This is a genomic window from Bifidobacterium sp. B4081, assembly GCF_026537335.1.
Taxonomy (GTDB): Bacteria; Actinomycetota; Actinomycetes; order Actinomycetales; family Bifidobacteriaceae; genus Bombiscardovia.
In genome coordinates this window covers 967,801-984,774 of the sequence record NZ_JAFNMM010000001.1, presented here as the reverse complement: position 1 = coordinate 984,774, position 16,974 = coordinate 967,801, and the positions used below count along the sequence as shown (strand labels likewise).

General features: G+C 64.4%; 11 protein-coding genes. 1 reads left to right on the top strand and 10 read right to left on the bottom strand.

What is annotated here, in order from left to right; genetic code table 11:
- Positions 1-11 precede the first annotated feature (11 nt).
- A complete protein-coding gene (locus tag J3T92_RS04330) occupies positions 12-332 on the top strand; it encodes a hypothetical protein (protein WP_267399910.1) in 321 nt (106 codons plus the stop codon).
- Between the two features lie 58 nt (positions 333-390).
- Here the strand turns inward: J3T92_RS04330 and metF are convergent, their stop codons facing one another.
- From metF to gltB, 10 genes are all read right to left on the bottom strand, one after another.
- Positions 391-1,272 carry a methylenetetrahydrofolate reductase [NAD(P)H] gene (gene metF, locus J3T92_RS04325; RefSeq protein WP_267399909.1) on the bottom strand — a complete coding sequence of 294 codons (882 nt, stop codon included), beginning with the start codon at positions 1,270-1,272 and terminating at the stop codon, positions 391-393.
- Complete coding sequence (metE, locus tag J3T92_RS04320; RefSeq protein WP_267399908.1) at positions 1,265-3,601, bottom strand: 5-methyltetrahydropteroyltriglutamate--homocysteine S-methyltransferase; 2,337 nt, start codon at positions 3,599-3,601, stop codon at positions 1,265-1,267. Before metE ends, metF begins: the two co-directional genes overlap by 8 nt.
- 178 nt (positions 3,602-3,779) lie before the next feature.
- Positions 3,780-4,340: a SixA phosphatase family protein gene (locus J3T92_RS04315; RefSeq protein WP_267399907.1), complete on the bottom strand. Its 561-nt coding sequence runs from the start codon at positions 4,338-4,340 to the stop codon at positions 3,780-3,782.
- An 81-nt stretch (positions 4,341-4,421) separates the two neighbouring features.
- Positions 4,422-5,555, bottom strand: coding sequence for a tRNA (adenine-N1)-methyltransferase (locus J3T92_RS04310; protein ID WP_267399906.1), 1,134 nt, complete (start codon positions 5,553-5,555; stop codon positions 4,422-4,424).
- A gap of 6 nt (positions 5,556-5,561) precedes the next feature.
- A complete protein-coding gene (locus J3T92_RS04305; protein ID WP_267399905.1) occupies positions 5,562-7,508 on the bottom strand; it encodes an ABC transporter ATP-binding protein in 1,947 nt (648 codons plus the stop codon).
- Entirely contained in the window at positions 7,509-9,272 is a 1,764-nt protein-coding gene (locus J3T92_RS04300; protein ID WP_267399904.1) for an ABC transporter ATP-binding protein, read from the bottom strand.
- 143 nt (positions 9,273-9,415) lie between these two features.
- Positions 9,416-10,255, bottom strand: coding sequence for an ABC transporter ATP-binding protein (locus J3T92_RS04295; protein WP_267400253.1), 840 nt, complete (start codon positions 10,253-10,255; stop codon positions 9,416-9,418).
- A 2-nt stretch (positions 10,256-10,257) separates the two neighbouring features.
- Complete coding sequence (locus J3T92_RS04290) at positions 10,258-10,710, bottom strand: tripartite tricarboxylate transporter TctB family protein (protein ID WP_267399903.1); 453 nt, start codon at positions 10,708-10,710, stop codon at positions 10,258-10,260.
- A 45-nt stretch (positions 10,711-10,755) separates the two neighbouring features.
- Entirely contained in the window at positions 10,756-12,303 is a 1,548-nt protein-coding gene (locus tag J3T92_RS04285; RefSeq protein WP_267399902.1) for a glutamate synthase subunit beta, read from the bottom strand.
- A 1-nt stretch (position 12,304) separates the two neighbouring features.
- Positions 12,305-16,879, bottom strand: coding sequence for a glutamate synthase large subunit (gene gltB, locus J3T92_RS04280; RefSeq protein ID WP_267399901.1), 4,575 nt, complete (start codon positions 16,877-16,879; stop codon positions 12,305-12,307).
- Positions 16,880-16,974 lie beyond the last annotated feature (95 nt).

The following is a 16,974-nucleotide window of genomic DNA, read 5'->3' as shown; positions in this document are numbered from 1 at the left end:
GGAACCCTAGAATGCAGCTGACCGATATCCTCCTGACCATTGCCTGCGCCCTGGTAGGGCTGGCGGTGGGACTGATCTACGGATTTCTGCAAAAGAAAAACGACCGGCTGACCGACTCGCAGCAACGCTGGACACCGATCCTATCCCTGATCGGGGTCGGCCTGGTGGTCGTTCTCATTCTGCTGGGACGTGACCTGGCCTCCTGGGTAACCATCGGAGGGATGATCCTTGGTCTGCTGATTGGCATGATACCGCCGCTCAACAGAGCTGCACTCAAGGTCTGGCCATGGCTGAGGCCCCGCACCGACAATCAAGGCCGAAAGCGTCGCTGAAAGCTGGCAATCACGCTTTTGCGTTCATCGATGCGGGGCATTCCCCTCTTTTATGCAGTTATTTTTGGCTGCTGACCGGCTCCTCCTTGGCGCCCACCTGCCGGAAGAGGTGACGGACGTTGTGCCAGATGCGCCTGGTGACGCCAGAATGATTCATGGAGTACAGGTGGATGCCATCCACCCCGTGCGCCACCAGGTCGGCGATCTGCTGTGAGGCGTAGATGATGCCCGCCTCGCGCAGGCTGGCCCGGTCGTCACCCCAGCGCTCCAGGATGGACTCAACCGCCGCCGGGATCCGCGCCTTGCAGACCTCGCTCATGTGCCGTACCTGGCCCTCGTTGGTGATGGGCATGATGCCGGCCTCAATGGGCACCTGGATGCCGGCTGCCCGGGCCCGGTCCAGGAAGTCCAAAAAATCGGCGTTGTCGTAGAAGAGCTGCGAAACCAAATGATCCACGCCGGAATCCACCTTGATTTTCAGATTCTCAATGTCGTCCTCAGGCGAGGCGGCCTCCGGGTGGGTCTCCGGATAACAGGCTCCGTATATCGACAGGTTGGGCCGACGGGAGCGGATGTAGGCTGCCAGGTCGCTGGCATGGTCGAAGACTCCGGCAGGCTCGCGGCCCTCCACGCTGTCGCCGCGCAGAGCCAGCACCGCTGCCACCCCTGCGTCGTCGAACATATCCAGGGCCTGATCGATCACCTCGCGGTCCGCATACTGGGCGGTCAAGTGCGCCACGGCAGGGATGCCGTACTCGGTATGGATGGTCTTGGCTATGCGAGCCGTGGCCGTACGGTCTGAGCGCCGGCCGGTCCCGTAGGTCACCGAGATGAAGTCGGGCATCAGCCCTTCCAGACCATCCAGGGTGTCATAGATGGTGCCCACCGGGGCATCGCGCTTGGGGGGAAAGACCTCCAGGGAAAAGATAGGCTCATGCATGATCCGACTCCTGACTGGACGATAGCTCCGCACGCACCTGCTGTGCGGCGGCCACCATGTGCTCCAGACTGGGCCATGTCTCCTTGTCGCCTCGGGTCTTCAATCCGCAGTCGGGGTTGATCCAGACCTTGGCCACGTCCAGCTTCTTCAGGATGGCGTGGATCCGGTCCACGATCTCCTCGGTGGAGGGGATGCGCGGCGAGTGGATGTCGTAGACTCCGGGGCCTGCCTCGGTCTCGAACTTGGCCTCCTGAATGGCATCCAGGACGGTCAGATCGGAGCGGGAGGCTTCGAAGGAGATCACATCGGCGTCCATGGCATCAATGTCCTTGATGATGTCGTTGAACTCCGAGTAGCACATGTGGGTGTGAATTTGGGTAGTGGGTTTGACGCCGGAATGGACCAGCCGGAAGGCGGGGATGGCCCAGTCCAGGTATCGGCTGTGCCAGTCGGAGCGCCGCAGCGGCAGCTTCTCACGCAGGGCGGCCTCGTCGATCTGGATGATGCGGATGCCTGCGGCCTCCAGGTCCAGGACCTCGTCACGGATGGCCAGGGCCAGCTGGCGGGTCTGCTGCTCGTGATCGATGTCCTCACGGGGCCAGGACCAGTTGAGAATGGTCACCGGACCGGTGAGCATCCCCTTGACCACATGGTTGGTGCGGGACTGGGCGTATGAGGACCAGCGTACGGTGATGGGCCGGGCGCGGGAGATGTCCCCCCAGACGATGGGAGGCTTGACGCAGCGGGTGCCATAGGACTGGACCCAGGCATTCCGGGTGAACAGATAGCCCTTAAGGTTCTGGCCGAAGTACTCGACCATGTCGTTGCGCTCGAACTCGCCATGGACCAGAACATCCAGGCCTATCTGTTCCTGGTGGTCGATGACCTGGTCGATCTTGCGGGCGATGAAGTTGTCGTAGTCCTCCTGGCTGATTTCCTTCTTGCGCAGGCGGGCCCGCTCGGCGCGGACCTCGCCGGTCTGGGGGAAGGAGCCGATGGTGGTGGTGGGCAGCAGGGGCAGACCCAGCTCCTGGGCCTGGATCCTCTGGCGTTCGGGCCGGGCAGGGGTACGCACGAAGTCCCCGTCCTCAAGGCCGGCCAGGCGCTGCTGCACCTGCGGGTCAGGCTGGACGCGGCTGCCGTCGAAGAGCTTCTGATTGTCAGCAAGGGCCTTGCTGGAGCGGCGCTGGTCCTCATTGGCATCGGCCAGCTGGGCCAGGTCGTGCAACTCGCCCAGCTTCTCCAGAGCGAAGGCGAAGTGGGGCCGCACGGTGACGGCATCCAGCCCGTTCTCGTCGGCCACGGTGTAGGGCACGTGCAGGAGGGAACATGCGGTGGACACCACCACGTTCGAGGTCACCTGGTGCAGGGCATCCAGGAGGCCCAGACTGACCGCATAGTCGTTGCGCCAGATGTTGCGGCCGTTGATCAGGCCGGCGAAGATGGTGGTTCCCTCCGGCACGCCGTGCTCCTTGAGGGCCGCCAGATTCTCATCCCTGCCCTCGATCAGATCCAGGCCGATGCCGTCGAAGCCCAGGTCAGCCAGCCGATCGTAACAGTCGCCCACATGGCCGAAGTAGGTGTTGAGCAGAATACGGACCTTGCCCCGGTCGCTCTGGCGGGCCTTCAGGATGGGCTTGTAGAGGGTCTCGAAGAGGTCCTGGTCGCCCGGTTCCTTGTCCAGGACCAGATAGGGTTCGTCCAGTTGCACCCAGTCGGCGCCCAGGCCGATGAACCGCTCCAGTATGGTCGCGTAGGCCTTGGCCAGATCCTGCACCAGTGCCGGGTCCGGATCCAGCAGCTCGCCCTGGGGACCGCGTGCCAGCTTGAGGAAGGTATATGGGCCGATCAGCACCGGCTTGGCCGCGATGCCCTGCTCGCGCGCCTCCTGGAACTCCTTGAAGGGCTTATCGCCTTCCAGGGCGATTTTGGTGTTCTGATCGATCTCGGGCACCAGGTAGTGGTAGTTGGTGGTGAACCACTTCTTCATGGGCAGGGCGGTCACGTCACCCTGCTCCCCCTGGTAGCCGCGGCCCATGGCGAAGAGGGTATCCTCGGGACCCAGGCCCAGCTTCCGATAGCGCTCTGGCACGACGCCCAGGAGGATAGAGGTATCCAGGACCTGGTCGTAGTAGCTGAAATCGTTGACGGGAATCAGGTCGACGCCTGCCTGCTGCTGAAGCTGCCAGTGTCTGGCCCGCAGATCAGCGGCCGTGCGCCGAACCTCGTCCAGATTCCGTTCGCCCTTCCAATAGCCCTCGATGGCCCTCTTGAGTTCGCGGTGCGCGCCGATGCGCGGGAATCCGGACACGGATGTAATCGCTGCCATGAAACCTCCCAGTTTCGTCCTGATATCTTTGGTCAGCCTATCAGCGGCGGGGGGAGGCGGGTAATTGGTGCAAATAAGGTGTCGCCATAACCTGAATCGATAACGACAAGACGGCAGGCACAGGACTGATGCTCACCAAGACTGCCTGCAGAAGGTTGCCTCGAGCTTGTTCTGCCGGTCAGTCCTCCAGGTCCTGGGGGCCCAGAATGCCAAGCAGACGGGCCTGATGGGTTCCCCAGTCGGTCAATGGCCGCTCGGAGCCCAGCACGACCATAGTGGCCGGCGGCAGTCCAAGATTGAGCAGGTCCAAAAGGTCAGGATCGGAGTCGTCCTCGGCCAGCCACTGTGAGCAGATAGACATGGTGGGCTCATGCCCTAGGATAAGGACCCGGCGGTCACGGTCCTCGGTCTGTGCCAGCTGGTCGAAGACCGCCTGCATGCCGGACTCATAGAGGGATTCCCGGTAGTCGACCCGGGGTCCGTCACCCAGGGGTTTGAGCATGCCGTCTAGGGTCTGACGGGCCCGGGGCGCACCCGAGCAGATGATGCGGTCGGGCACCAGGCCCAAAGCGGTCAATCCACGGCCCATGATCCGGGCCTGTTTCTGGCCACGGTCGGTCAGCTGGCGGCTGCGATCGCCCTGTGACCCCTGGCGTTCCGTCTTGGCATGACGCATGAGCATGAGGGTTCGGCTGCACCTGTGCAGATCCTCGGCCTTCAGACCTTTTCGCAAACCCATGCCATGCTTCCTTTCCCGAAGTTCCTATCAGGCGTCTTTTCCATTATGACAGAGCCAGGTGAAAGAGCGGGCCATGGGCGATCAGCCTTCTTGCTCCTTGCCGTCTTCCAGAGTGCGCACCTGATGGTCCAGATCACGCAACACCTTGCGCAGCTTGCGATCGGAGACCCGGCGCAACTTCAAATCCTCGAGGTCCTCCAGGTCTTCCTTTTCGCGCTCGTGATTTGAGCCGCTGATCTTGGCAGGCCGCCGCCCCTGATCCACATCGGTCTGGTAGTCCTTGGTAGCCCGGATATGCTTGCGAAGAGCCTGCTGGCCGGGAGCCATGGCCCTGCTGGTCAAGAGGAAGCCGGTGTGCCCGATCATCTCGTGCTCGGGTCGGACCGCCAGACCGTCGGCCTTCCAGGAGCGCTCCAGGCTCTCCATGATCTCGGGTTCGGTCCACCGACCGTCGGCGCGCAGGGCCTCGGCCAGTCGGCTGAGCTGGGTGGTGGTGGTCACGTAGGCGGTCAGCGCGCCGCCGGGGGCCATGACCCGGTAGGCCTGCTCCAGACGGTTCCAGGGGTCCAGCATGTCCAGAACGATACGGTCGAATTCGTCCTCTGGCAGGTCGGCCGCAACGGTGTCGAAGTCGCCGGTACGCAGGTCCCACTGGACAGGGCGCTGCCCAAAGAATACGGTGGCATTGCCCATGGCCACCCTGGCGAACTCCTCCCGCCGCTCGATGCTGGTCAGTTTTCCTGCGGTGCCGATGGCATCCAGAAGACCCAGGCTCATGGCCCCTGAGCCAGCTCCCGACTCCAGGACCCTCATGCCGGGACGGATGTCACCCAGGAGAATGACCCTGGCCACATCCTTGGGGTACATGATCTGGGCGCCGCGCGGCATGGAAAGAATATAGTCCTCAAGCCTTGGACGCATGACGGTAAAGGCCCATCCTCCGATGCCTCGCGAGGACTTCCAAGGCTTGGCCCTGTCAGGCACCCCTGTGTCGGTGTCGGCATCCTGCTTGTGACGCATCTGCCGCCACTTGTCGGCCGAGATGGTCACCACCACGGAGCCCTCGGGCAGACCAATCATGGCCTCGTGCGGCAGAAGACCGTGGTCGGTCTGGGTCAGGCCGCCTGGTTCCAGCATGACCGTCAGCTTGCGGCCACGCCGGTCGGTCAGGTGGACCCGCTCCCCTACGCTCAGCGGACCGCGTTTAAGGCTCATGCCTCCTCAGTCCTCCTCGCCCTTGGTGAACTGGGAGTTGTAGAGGGAGGCATAGGCCCCGCCGCGCTCCAATAGCTGGTCGTGGGTGCCCTGCTCGACCACCGAGCCGTGGTTGACCACCAGGATCAGGTCGGCATCGCGGATGGTGGACAGCCTATGCGCGATGACGAAGGAGGTCCTGCCCTTGCGCAGGGTGTTCATGGCCTGCTGGACCAGCAGTTCGGTCCTGGTATCCACCGAGGATGTGGCCTCGTCCAGGATCAGGATGTCCGGGTCGGACAGGAAGGCCCGGCAGATGGTCATCAGCTGGCGTTCGCCCTGGCTGAGCTCGCTGCTGTCCTCGTTGAGGACGGTATCGTAGCCCTTGGGCAGCTTGCGGATGAACTCGTCCACATGAGTGGCCTTGGCGCCATCAATCAAGGTCTGCTCGGGGATGGTCTGTCCCTCGTCCAGCCCGTAGAGCAGGTTGTCGCGGACGGTCCCATCAAAGAGCCAGGTGTCCTGCAGGACCATGCCGAAGTGGCTGCGCAGGTCGTGGCGGGTCACCTTGGAGGTGTCCACGCCGTCGATGGTGATGCGTCCGCCCCGGATCTCGTAGAAGCGCATGAGCAGGTTGACCAAGGTGGTCTTGCCCGCCCCGGTGGGCCCGACGATGGCGATGGTCTGCCCGGGCTTGGCCTCGATGGATAGGTCCTTGATCAGCGGCTCGGCCGGATCGTAGGAGAAGCGGACGTGGTCGAAGCGGACATGCCCCTCGACCTTGCCTCCTGTCTCCTGACCCATATGGTCGGGATGCTCGATGTCCGGCACCTCTTCGGTCTCGTCCAGGAAGTCGAAGACCCTGCGGCAGGAGGCCAGGGAGGACTGGAGCATGGTGCCCATGGAGGCCAGCTGGCCAATGGGCTGGGAAGCCTGACGGGTGTACTGGGTGAAGGCCTGCAGGCCGCCCAGGCTCATGCTGCCGTTGAGCACGTGCACGCCGCCGATGATGACCACGATCACGAAGCTCAGGTTGCCGAAGAAGGTGGACATGGGCGTGACCAGGGCGGAGAAGAAGGAGGCTTTGAAGCTGGCCTGGTAGAGCTCCTGGTTGCGCTCCTCGAACTCCTCCTCGGCCTTGCGCTGGTGGCCGAAGGCCCGGACGACCATATGGCCGGAGAACATCTCCTCCACGTGGCTGTTGACCTGGCCGGTGCGGATCCACTGCCGGGTGAACTGCGGCTGGGTCTTCTTGAGGATGATGCCCGCGCACAGGGCCATGACCGGGATGATGATGAAGGCGATCAGGGTCAGCAGGGGCGAGATGGTCAGCATCATGATGAAGGCACCGATGATGGAGAAGACCGAGAAGAGCAGCTCGCCCAGGATCTGCTGCAGGGTGCCCGAGATGTTGTCGATGTCGTTGGTGGTCCGGCTCATGACCTCGCCGCGCGGGGTCCGGTCGAAGTACTGCAGGGGCAGCCGGTCCAGTTTGTCCTCGATCTGCCTGCGCATGGTGTAGACCGCGTCGGAGACCAGCCGGGTCATCAGGAAGTTCTGCACCAGCCTGACCAGGATGGAGATCAGGTAGATGCCGATGACGAACATGAGGATGGTGCCGAAGCGCCCCCAGTCGATGCCCACGCCAACCTGGACGTTCATGGAGTCGATCATCCGGGCGAACTTGTCCTGCCCGCGGGATTGCAGGTAGGTGACCACAGCCTGCTTGGGGGTGCCGGGCTTGGCGCCCATTTTGACCAGCATGGACCCCAGCAGCCCCTCGAAGAGGACGTTGGTGGCCTCGCCCATGACCTTGGGTCCGATGACGATCATGGCCACGGCGATCATGCCGGAGAGGACCATGACGATGACCCTCCAGGGGCTGGCCAGCAGATAGTGGACCAGCCGGCCCACGGTGTGACGGCGGCCGCCCACGGCCTGCGAGCCTGTATTTACGCTCAAGTTCTTAGCCATCTACTCGGCCCTCCCCTCGTCAATGCTGAGCTCTTCCACGTCGGGACTCTGCCCGCCCTGGGACTGGACGATCTCCTGATATGTTGGGCAGTCCTCCATAAGTTGGTCGTGGGTGCCCCGCCCGACGATGCGGCCTCGATCCAGGACCAGAATCTGGTCGGCCTGGCGGATGGACGCCGCCCTCTGGGCCACGACTATCTGGGTGGCCTGGCGGGTGACCGGCACCAGGGCCTCGTGCAGGGCCTGGTCGGTGGTCATATCCAAGGCGGAGAAAGAGTCGTCGAAGGTGTAGATGCGGGGGTTGCGCAGGATGGCCCTGGCCATGCAGAGCCGCTGCTTCTGCCCGCCAGAGAAGTTGGTGCCGCCCTCGGCCACGCGGGCATCCAAGCCCTCGGGGATCTCACGGACGAAGTCCTCGGCCTGGGCGATGCGCAGGGCTTCCCAGATGCGGTCGTCGTCGGCGTTTGGGTCCCCGTACTGCATGTTGTCGCGGATGGTGCCGGTGAAGAGGGTGGCCTTCTGCGGGACCGGCCCGAAGATCAGGGCCAGCTGGTCGGGGTCGTACTCGCGCACGTCGTGCCCGTCCACCAGCACCTGGCCGTCGGTGACGTCGAACATGCGGTTGGCCAGCCGGATGATGGTGGACTTGCCGGATCCCGTGGCCCCGATGATGGCCGTGGTCGTTCCCGGCCGGGCAGTGAATGAGAAGTCCGAAAGGACCGGGTCCTGGGCACCTGGGTAGCTGAAGTCCACGTGCTTGAACTCCAAGAGCCCCTGGGGGTGCTCGTTGCGGTAGGGATGCTCGGGTGCGGCGATCTCGCTGGTGGCCTCCAGGACCTCGTTGATCCTTCGGGCGGCCACAGCGGCCCTGGGCAGCATGACCGACATCATGGCGGCCATCATCAGGCCCGACAGAATGATCATCAGGTACTGGATGAAGGCCTGCAGGGCGCCGATCTGCATGGCCCCGGAGTCGATGCGGCGGCCGCCGAACCACATGATGGCCACGTTGGACATGTTCAGCAGGAACCACATGAGCGGCACCATCATGCTCATCAGTCGACCGGTGGAGATCAGGACGCCGTAGACATCGCGGTTGGCCTTGTCGAAGCGAGCGGCCTCGGTCTTCTCGCGGACAAAGGCGCGGATGACCCGCACACCGGAGATCTGTTCGCGGACCAGACGGTTGACGGAGTCCAGCATGTTCTGCAGGCGGGTGAACAGGGGTCCCATCCTGCCCATGAGCACCAGGGCCACCAGGAGGATCAGGGGGACGATAACCGCCAGGGACCAGGTCAGGGGGCCGTCCTGGCGCAGGGCCAGAATCAGTCCGCCGATCAGCATGACCGGGGCCTGCAGGATGATCATCAGGGTCTGCATGGTGGTCATCTGCAACTGCTGAACGTCGTTGGTGGTGCGGGTGATCAGGGAACCGGCCGAGAAGCGCTCGATCTCGTTGAGGCTGAAGCCCTCCACCGAGGCGAACAGGTCCCTGCGCAGCTCGTAGCCCATCCTCATGGCCAGCCGGGTGGCGCAGTAGACGGCGACTATGTTGGCCACGATCTGGATGGCGGTGATCCCCATCATCTGCCAGCCGATCCGGTAAATGGCATCCTGGTCGCCTACGGCCACGCCCTTGTCGATGATGTCCGCCTGCAGGTTGGGCAGGTAGAGGTTCAAGGCCGTCTGCGCCACTTGAAAGAGCACCAGAACGGCCACCTGGAGCCAGTAAGGCCGCAGGTAGCGAGTCCATATCTTGATCACGTCAACATCCTTCACGCATACAGGTCTGCCGCAGTCCCCGGGCAGACAAACCACCACAGTCTATACCCGCGCCTTGGAGAACAAATTTGCTATTCCTTGAGCTGACATGGGCGTGTCAGAACGTGGTCAGCAGGCAGTGGCGTTCAGACGGCGAAGGCACCCCAGCGTCCGTCGCGGTGGACTACGGTCAGGTCCAGACCGAAGAGCTCGCTCAGGCGCGGACCGGTCAGTCCGCCCTCCAAGGGGCCTTGGTAGACGATGGTGCCCGGATCCGGGTCACCGGTGTCTGCAGTGTCGGCAGGACGCCGGCCCATCATGGCTATCCGGTTGAAGCCCAGAGGGATCTCCTCAAGTCGATGGGTGACCAGGATGACCGTGCGATCCTTGTCTTCACGGCCAATGTCGCTCAAGGCCCTGAGCACCAGCTCCCGGCCACCCAGATCCAGCCCGGTGGTCGGCTCGTCCAGGATCAGCAGGTCGGGATTGGCCATGAGCGCCCGGCATATCAGCACACGGCCGCGCTCCCCCTTGGAGAGCCGGTACATGCGCTTGCCCTTGAGGTAGGCGATGCCGAACCGGTACATCAGGGCCAGGGTGGCCTCCTCCTGCTCGGGTGTGAAGGTCTCCCTCCAACGGCCGGTGGTGTCGCTGAAGGCAGTCAGCACCACATCGTAGGGATCCTCCTGAGGGCTGATGGTCTTGGCCAGGCCGGCCGAGGCCAGCCCTATCCGATGCCGGTATGAGAAGACGTTCACCTTGCCCAGCCGGTTGCCCAGGATCTCTACGCTGCCGGTGCTGGGGAAGCCTCGGGTGCTCATCATGGCCACCAGGGTGGATTTGCCCACGCCGTTGGGTCCGAAGAGGACCCACTTCTGCCCCTGGCCCACTTCAAGGTTGACATCGTCCAGTATGACCCGGCCCTGACGGCGGAATCCCACGTGCTGCATGCGCACGGCCTGCTGTTCTGCCACGCCTTCGCTCATGGTCACAGGGCCGTTCCGTAGGAGTCCAGACGGGGATTGTCCCGATTGCCGCCCACCAGGAAGAGTCCCAGTACGCCCAGGCAGAAGACCGCCGCGATGGCGATGGTGGCCCAGATGGGAACGTGGGGCAGCCACATGCAGACCAGGAAGGCCAGGCCGGAGCAGATGATCAGGGCCCAGACCAGGATTCGCAGCCATTGACGCACGCCGCTGGGAGCCCTCAGCAGACGGGGGTTGCGGCCATTGGGGTCCACGGAGTCCTTCTGCACCAGGTCATCGGTGTGCCCGGTGGGCTTCCACTCGGCGCCCTGGCCAGCCTCCAGCCGACGGGAGCGCTCCTGCAAGGCCCGTTCATCCATCACTCCGGCCCTGCCCTTGACTGTCATCCTCCGGTCATCATTGCCGCCACGGCGGTTCCGCTTGGCCTGCGCCCTACGTTCAGCGCGGTTGGTCATATCCCACTGCCTCCATCCCTTCGATCGGCACCATACCTTTTCATATTAGCGTGGGCGCCGGTCGGCCGCAGGCAGGGTCATAGCGCGCTCATCGGCTCGGATGGGGGCGGGCAATTCAGTGGCGCCTGTCAGATACCGGTCCACGGCCGCAGCGCAGGAACGGCCCTCGGCCAGTGCCCAGACCACCAGGGACTGACCGCGTCCGGCATCACCGCAGACGAAGATGCCGTCACGTTCGGTGGCGTAGTCGGCATCCCGCGCCACGTTCCCGCGCCCGTCCAGCCCTACGCCGGTCTGTCCGGTCAGGGTGGCCGTCTCCGGATGGGCAAAACCAATGCTGATCAGCACCAGGTCGGCAGGCAGAACCCGTTCGGTGTCGGGGTGGGGAATGATTCGATCCTGATCGTCACGACTGACATCCACCACGCGAACGCCGCGCACCCGTCCCTCATGGTCCCGGTCGAAGCCCGTGGGGGCGCTGGTCTGGTCCAGGTTGATCCGGTCATCGGAACCGTCGCCCAGGTATTCCAGGCTGTCCACCGCGTACTCGTAGTGACCGCCCTCCTCCATGGAAGAGGTGGGATTGTAGAGCCGGGCGTAGGTCGGCCAGGGCCGGTTATCGGGCCTGGACGAGGGTTCTTTGGGCCGGATCTGCAGGACGGTGACCGACTTGGCGCCCTCTCGCAGGGCCGTGCCCAGGCAGTCCGACCCGGTGTCGCCGCCACCGATGATGATGACGTCCTTGCCGGCCGCATCGATGTCGTTGATGGGCTCGCGGCCCATGAGTTCGCGGGTGGGGTCGGGCAGGAAGTCCATGGCGTAGTGGATGCCCTTAAGCTCCCGTCCGGGCAGATCCACCCGCCGGGGTTCGGTGGAACCAATGGCCACCACCAAGGCGTCATAGCGGGCCCGCAGCTGATCCCAGCCCAGGTCTTGGCCGATTTCGACGCTAGTGCGGAATCGAGTCCCCTCGGCCTCCATCTGCTCCAGCCGACGGTCCAGCAGGGACTTCTCCAGCTTAAAGGCGGGAATGCCGTAGCGCAGCAGCCCGCCAATGGCATCGGCGCGCTCGTAGACCACGACCGTGTGCCCGGCCCGGGTCAACTGCTGGGCACAGGCCAGCCCTGCGGGGCCCGACCCGACCACAGCCACAGTCATATCGGTCAGCCTCTGAGGCGGTCGGGGCTTGACCAGGCCCAGGGACCAGGCCTGGTCGATGATGGTCTGCTCGTCCAGTTTGATGGTGGTGGCCGGCTGGTGGATGGAGAGCACGCAGGAGGATTCGCAGGGAGCCGGGCAGATCCGTCCCGTGAACTCCGGGAAGTTGTTGGTCAGGCTGAGCCGCTCGTAGGCTTCGTCCCAGCGGCCTCGGGACAGCAGGTCGTTGAACTCGGGGATCAGGTTGCCCAGGGGACAGCCGGTCATGCAGAAGGGGGTGCCGCAGTCCATGCAGCGGGCGGCCTGCTCGGCGGTCCAGGGACCTGGACCAGTGGTCTGATGCACGTCCCGCCAGTCCTTCAGGCGTTCAGCCACTGGGCGTTCGGCGAGCTCGTGCCGGGTGCGTACCTTGAGGAATCCCTTGGGGTCGACCATATCAGTGCGCTCCTTCCATGACCTGGGCGTAGGTAGCGTCCCAGACGCCGGGCGCGTTGAAGTCCACCTGCTCGCGCTCGGCCTCTTCCATGGCCTTCTTCATGGCCAGATAACGGCGGGGAACCAGATGGGTGAACCGAGCCAGCGCGCTTGGCCAGTCCTCCATCAGGGCGGCCGCAGCCTTTGATCCGGTCAGCCGGACATGCTCGGCGACGAGATCTCTGAGCATGGCCGCCTGGTCCCGGTCGGGCTCCAGGGCCAGCAGGGAGCCGTCATTCCAGGCTTCAGGATTGAGCCGTGAGGCATCCATATCCAGCAGGTAGACATCCCCTCCCGAGAAGCCAGCGCCGAAGTTGCGTCCAGTGGAACCCAGAACCACTACCAGGCCGCCGGTCATATACTCGCAGCCGTGGTCGCCCAGGCCCTCGACCACGAAACGGCCGCCCCCGTTGCGCACGGCAAAGCGCTCCCCGGCCCGTCCAGCTACGAACATATCGCCTGAGGTGGCACCGAATCCTGCCACATTGCCGCAGATGACGGTTTGGTGCGGATCGAAGCGAACTCCCTGGGCAGCGTGGAGGACCAGACGACCGCCGGACAGGCCCTTGCCTGCATAGTCGTTAGCCTCGCCGATCACCCGGATGGTCTCGCCACGGGGGATGAAGGCGCCCAGGGACTGTCCGGCAGAACCTGTCAGCGTGATGTCCACGGTGTTCTGCGGCAGGCCGGCTGCCCCGTATTTGCGAGTGATCCTATAGCCCAGCATGGTGCCCACGCTCCGGTTGACGTTGCGCACGGCTCCCTTGACGACCACCGGCCGACCCTCATCCAAGGCGTCGACGGCCTGATTGATCAAGTCCACATCCAGGGACTTGTCCAGTTCGTGATCCTGAGCCTGGGTGTGATGCAGCACAGTGCCTGGGGTGGGGCCCGGCTTGCGCAGGATGGCGTCCAGATTGATGCCCTGGCTTTTCCAGGCGTGCACAGAGGTGTCCCGGCGCAGGCACTCCACGTGGCCGACCGCCTCCTCCAGGCTGGTGAAGCCCAGGGATGCCAGGATCTCCCGCACTTGGCGGGCCATGAACATAAAGAAGTTGACCAGGTCCTCGGGCCGACCGGTGAAGCGCGAACGCAGCTCCGGATCCTGGGTGGCAATGCCCTGGGGGCAGGTGTTCTTGTGACAGGCCCTCATCATGACGCAACCCTCCACCTGCAGCGCCGTGGTGGCGAAGCCGAACTCCTCGGCCCCCAGCAGAGCTGCTATGACCACATCGCGGCCGGTCTTGAGCTCACCGTCGCACTGGACCACGATCCGCGAGCGCAGGTCGTTCATGACCAAGGTCTGCTGGGTCTCGGCCAGGCCCAGCTCCCAGGGGGTTCCCGCGTGCTTGATGGCATTGAGGGGCGCCGCTCCCGTGCCGCCGTCCTGGCCGGAGATGAGGACCACGTCGGCATGGCACTTGGCCACGCCTGCGGCCACGGTTCCCACCCCGTGCTCGGAGACCAGCTTGACATGGATGCGGGCTCGAGGGTTGGCCATCTTCAGGTCGTGGATGAGCTGCTTGAGGTCCTCGATGGAGTAGATGTCATGGTGGGGAGGAGGCGAGATGAGCTCGACCCCGGGTGTGGAGCGCCTGACCTGGGCTATCCAGGGCGGGACCTTGGCGCCGGGAAGGTGTCCGCCTTCACCTGGCTTGGCTCCCTGGGCCAGCTTGATCTGCAAGTCGGCGGCCGAGACCAGGTAGTCGCTGGTCACCCCGAACCGAGCCGAGGCCACTTGCTTGATGCGGCTGGTCCTGGCAGGGTCTGCAATCCGGTCCGGAGACTCGCCGCCCTCGCCCGAGTTGGACCTGGCCCCCAGCCGATTCATGGCCAGGGCCATGGTCTCATGAGCCTCCTGGGAAATGGACCCATAGCTCATTGCGCCGGTGGAGAAGCGGGTGACGATGGACTCGGCGGGCTCCACCTGGTCCAGTGGTATGGGTGCCCTGCCGGAGTGCAGCTCCATGAGGCCACGCAGGGTCATGCCCCGCTTGGCCGCCGCGTTCACATGGTCGGTGTAGGCCCTGAAGAGCCCGTAGTCCCCGCGCTTGGTGGACTGCTGGAGCAGAAAGATGGATTCGGGGTCGTTCAGATGGTCCTCGCCGGTGCGCCGCCAGTGGTAGTTGCCGCCTGTCTCCAGATCATGCCCGGATCCGGCGGTCCACTCGATGGGGTAGGCCACCCGGTGGCGCTGGGCCACCTCGGCAGCTATCTCATCCAGGCTTATGCCGCCCACCAGGGAGGTGGTGCCGGTGAACCAGCGGTCAATGACCTCACGGCTCAGCCCGACGGCCTCGAAGAGCTGGGAGCCACGGTAGGACATAATGGTGCTCACGCCCATCTTGCTCATGATTTTCAGGACCCCGGTGCTCAGGGCCCTGACCAGGTTGGCAGAGGCCTTTTTGGCGTCCACATGCAGGTCGCCGCTGTTGGCCAGGTTCTCCACGGACTCCAGGGCCAGGTAGGGGTTGACGCAGGCGGCGCCGTAAGCGATCAGCAGGGCCACATGGTGGACCTCGCGCACATCGCCGGCCTCCACTGCCAAAGAGACCTGCGTGCGGGTATGCTGACGAAGCAGATGGTGCTGGACTGCCCCAGTCAGCAGCAGGGAGGGTATGGGTCCCCAGATGTGGTTGGAGTCCCTGTCTGACAGGACAAGCACATTGCAGCCCTCCTTGATGGCCTGGTCCACCTCCCTTTCGATGGCTTCCAGACGCTCCTCGAGGGCCTTGCCGCCTCCGGCCACCTGGTAGAGGCCGCGGATCAGACGGGGGCGGAAACGGCCTTCCAGGACTGGCGCCCGGTCCAGGCGCTTGATCTGTGCCATCTGCACGGAGTCCACCACAGGCAGGTCGATGTGGATTTTCCAGGCGTGCTCGGGGGTGTCCTCCAAAAGGTTGGGCTCAGGGCCGATGGCTGAGGCGATGCTGGTCACCAGCTCCTCGCGCTCCCAGTCCAGAGGCGGGTTGGTGACCTGGGCGAATTTCTGGGTGAAGTAGTCGAAGAGCAAGCGGGACCGGCATGAAAGCACGGCGATGGGCGCGTCATTGCCCATGGACCCGATGGGCTCGCCGCCGCTTTCGGCCATGGGCCCCAGCAGCATGGTCAGGTCCTCCCGGGTGTAGCCGAAAGCCTGCTGCCTGCGGTGAACCGAGATGCGCGAGTAATTGACATGCTCGCGCTCGGGAAGGTCGTCCAGACGGACAGTCCGCTCGGAAACCCACTTCCTGTAGGGGTGCAGACCGGCCAGCTGGTGTTTGATCTCATTGTCGGGCACTATCCGGCCCTCTTTGGTGTCCGCCAGGAACATGCGTCCCGGCTCCAGCCTGCCCTTGACGACGATGGATTCCTGGGGCGTATCCTCCAGGACGCCGGCCTCCGAGGCCAGGACCAGGTGGCCGTCCTCGGTCAGCTGCCAGCGGCCCGGACGCAGGCCATTGCGGTCCAGCTGGGCGCCCACCAGGGTTCCGTCGGTGAAGACGATGGCCGCCGGTCCGTCCCAGGGCTCAATCAGTGTGTCGTTGTACTGGTAGAAGGCCTTCAGGTCCGGGTCCATGTCCGGATCCTGCTGCCAGGCCGGAGGCATCATCATGGAGACTGCATGGGGCAGGGACCGTCCGGCCAGGTGGAGCAGCTCCAGGGTCTCGTCGAAGGTGCCCGAGTCTGAGGCGCCAGGCGTATTGACCGGCAGCAGCTGGGCCATGTCGCCCAAGAGCTCCGAGCTCAGCTTTCCCTCGCGGGCCGACATCCAGTTGCGGTTGCCCTGGATGGTATTGATCTCCCCATTGTGGGCGATCATCCGGAAGGGCTGGGCCAGGGGCCAGGAGGGGAAGGTGTTGGTGGAGAAGCGGGAGTGGACGATGGCCAGGCGGGCCTTCATGGCCGGATCGCTCAAGTCGGGGAAGAAGCCCTGCAGCTGCTTGGCGGTCAGCATGCCCTTGTAGGTGATAGTCCGGCAGGACAGGGAGGCGAAGTAGACGCCCAGCTCGTGCTCGGCACGCTTGCGGACCCGGTACCCCAGCCGCTCCAGGTCCAGTCCTCCGCGGCCCTGAGGGCCGGCGTCGCACATGATGGGCATAAGGAATCGCGGCATGGAGGCCAGAGCCTGAAGACCCAGTCCGCCCGGGTCGGAGGGCACTGCCCGCCAGGCCAGGACACGCAGTCCCTCCTGGCCTGCAATCGATGCGATGGCCTCCTCCTGGCTGGCAGCCTGTGCCGGATCCCTGTCCAGGAAGGCCATGCCCGCCAGATAGCGGCCGGCTTCAGGCAAATCCTGGTAGACACGGGTGCGCATGAACTCGTCGGGCATGGAGAGCATGATGCCGGCCCCATCGCCGGTGTTGGGCTCGGCTCCCACGGCCCCTCTGTGGTCCAGGTTGACCAGGACGCGGATGCCCTGCTCAACAATCAGTCTTTCGTCCTGTCGGTTGAGGGTGGCCACCATGCCGAAACCACAGGCATCGTGTTCCGTATCAGGGTCATAGAGCCCTTGCGGGCCGTGGACATGCAGATCGAGGGGGGCCGTGAATGACACCGCAATCACCTCATTCGTGGGACGCGGGCGGGGCCGGCATGCTCCACCCTTGAAGAGCCTGGTCATTGGTGAATAAACACAATAATGCATTCACA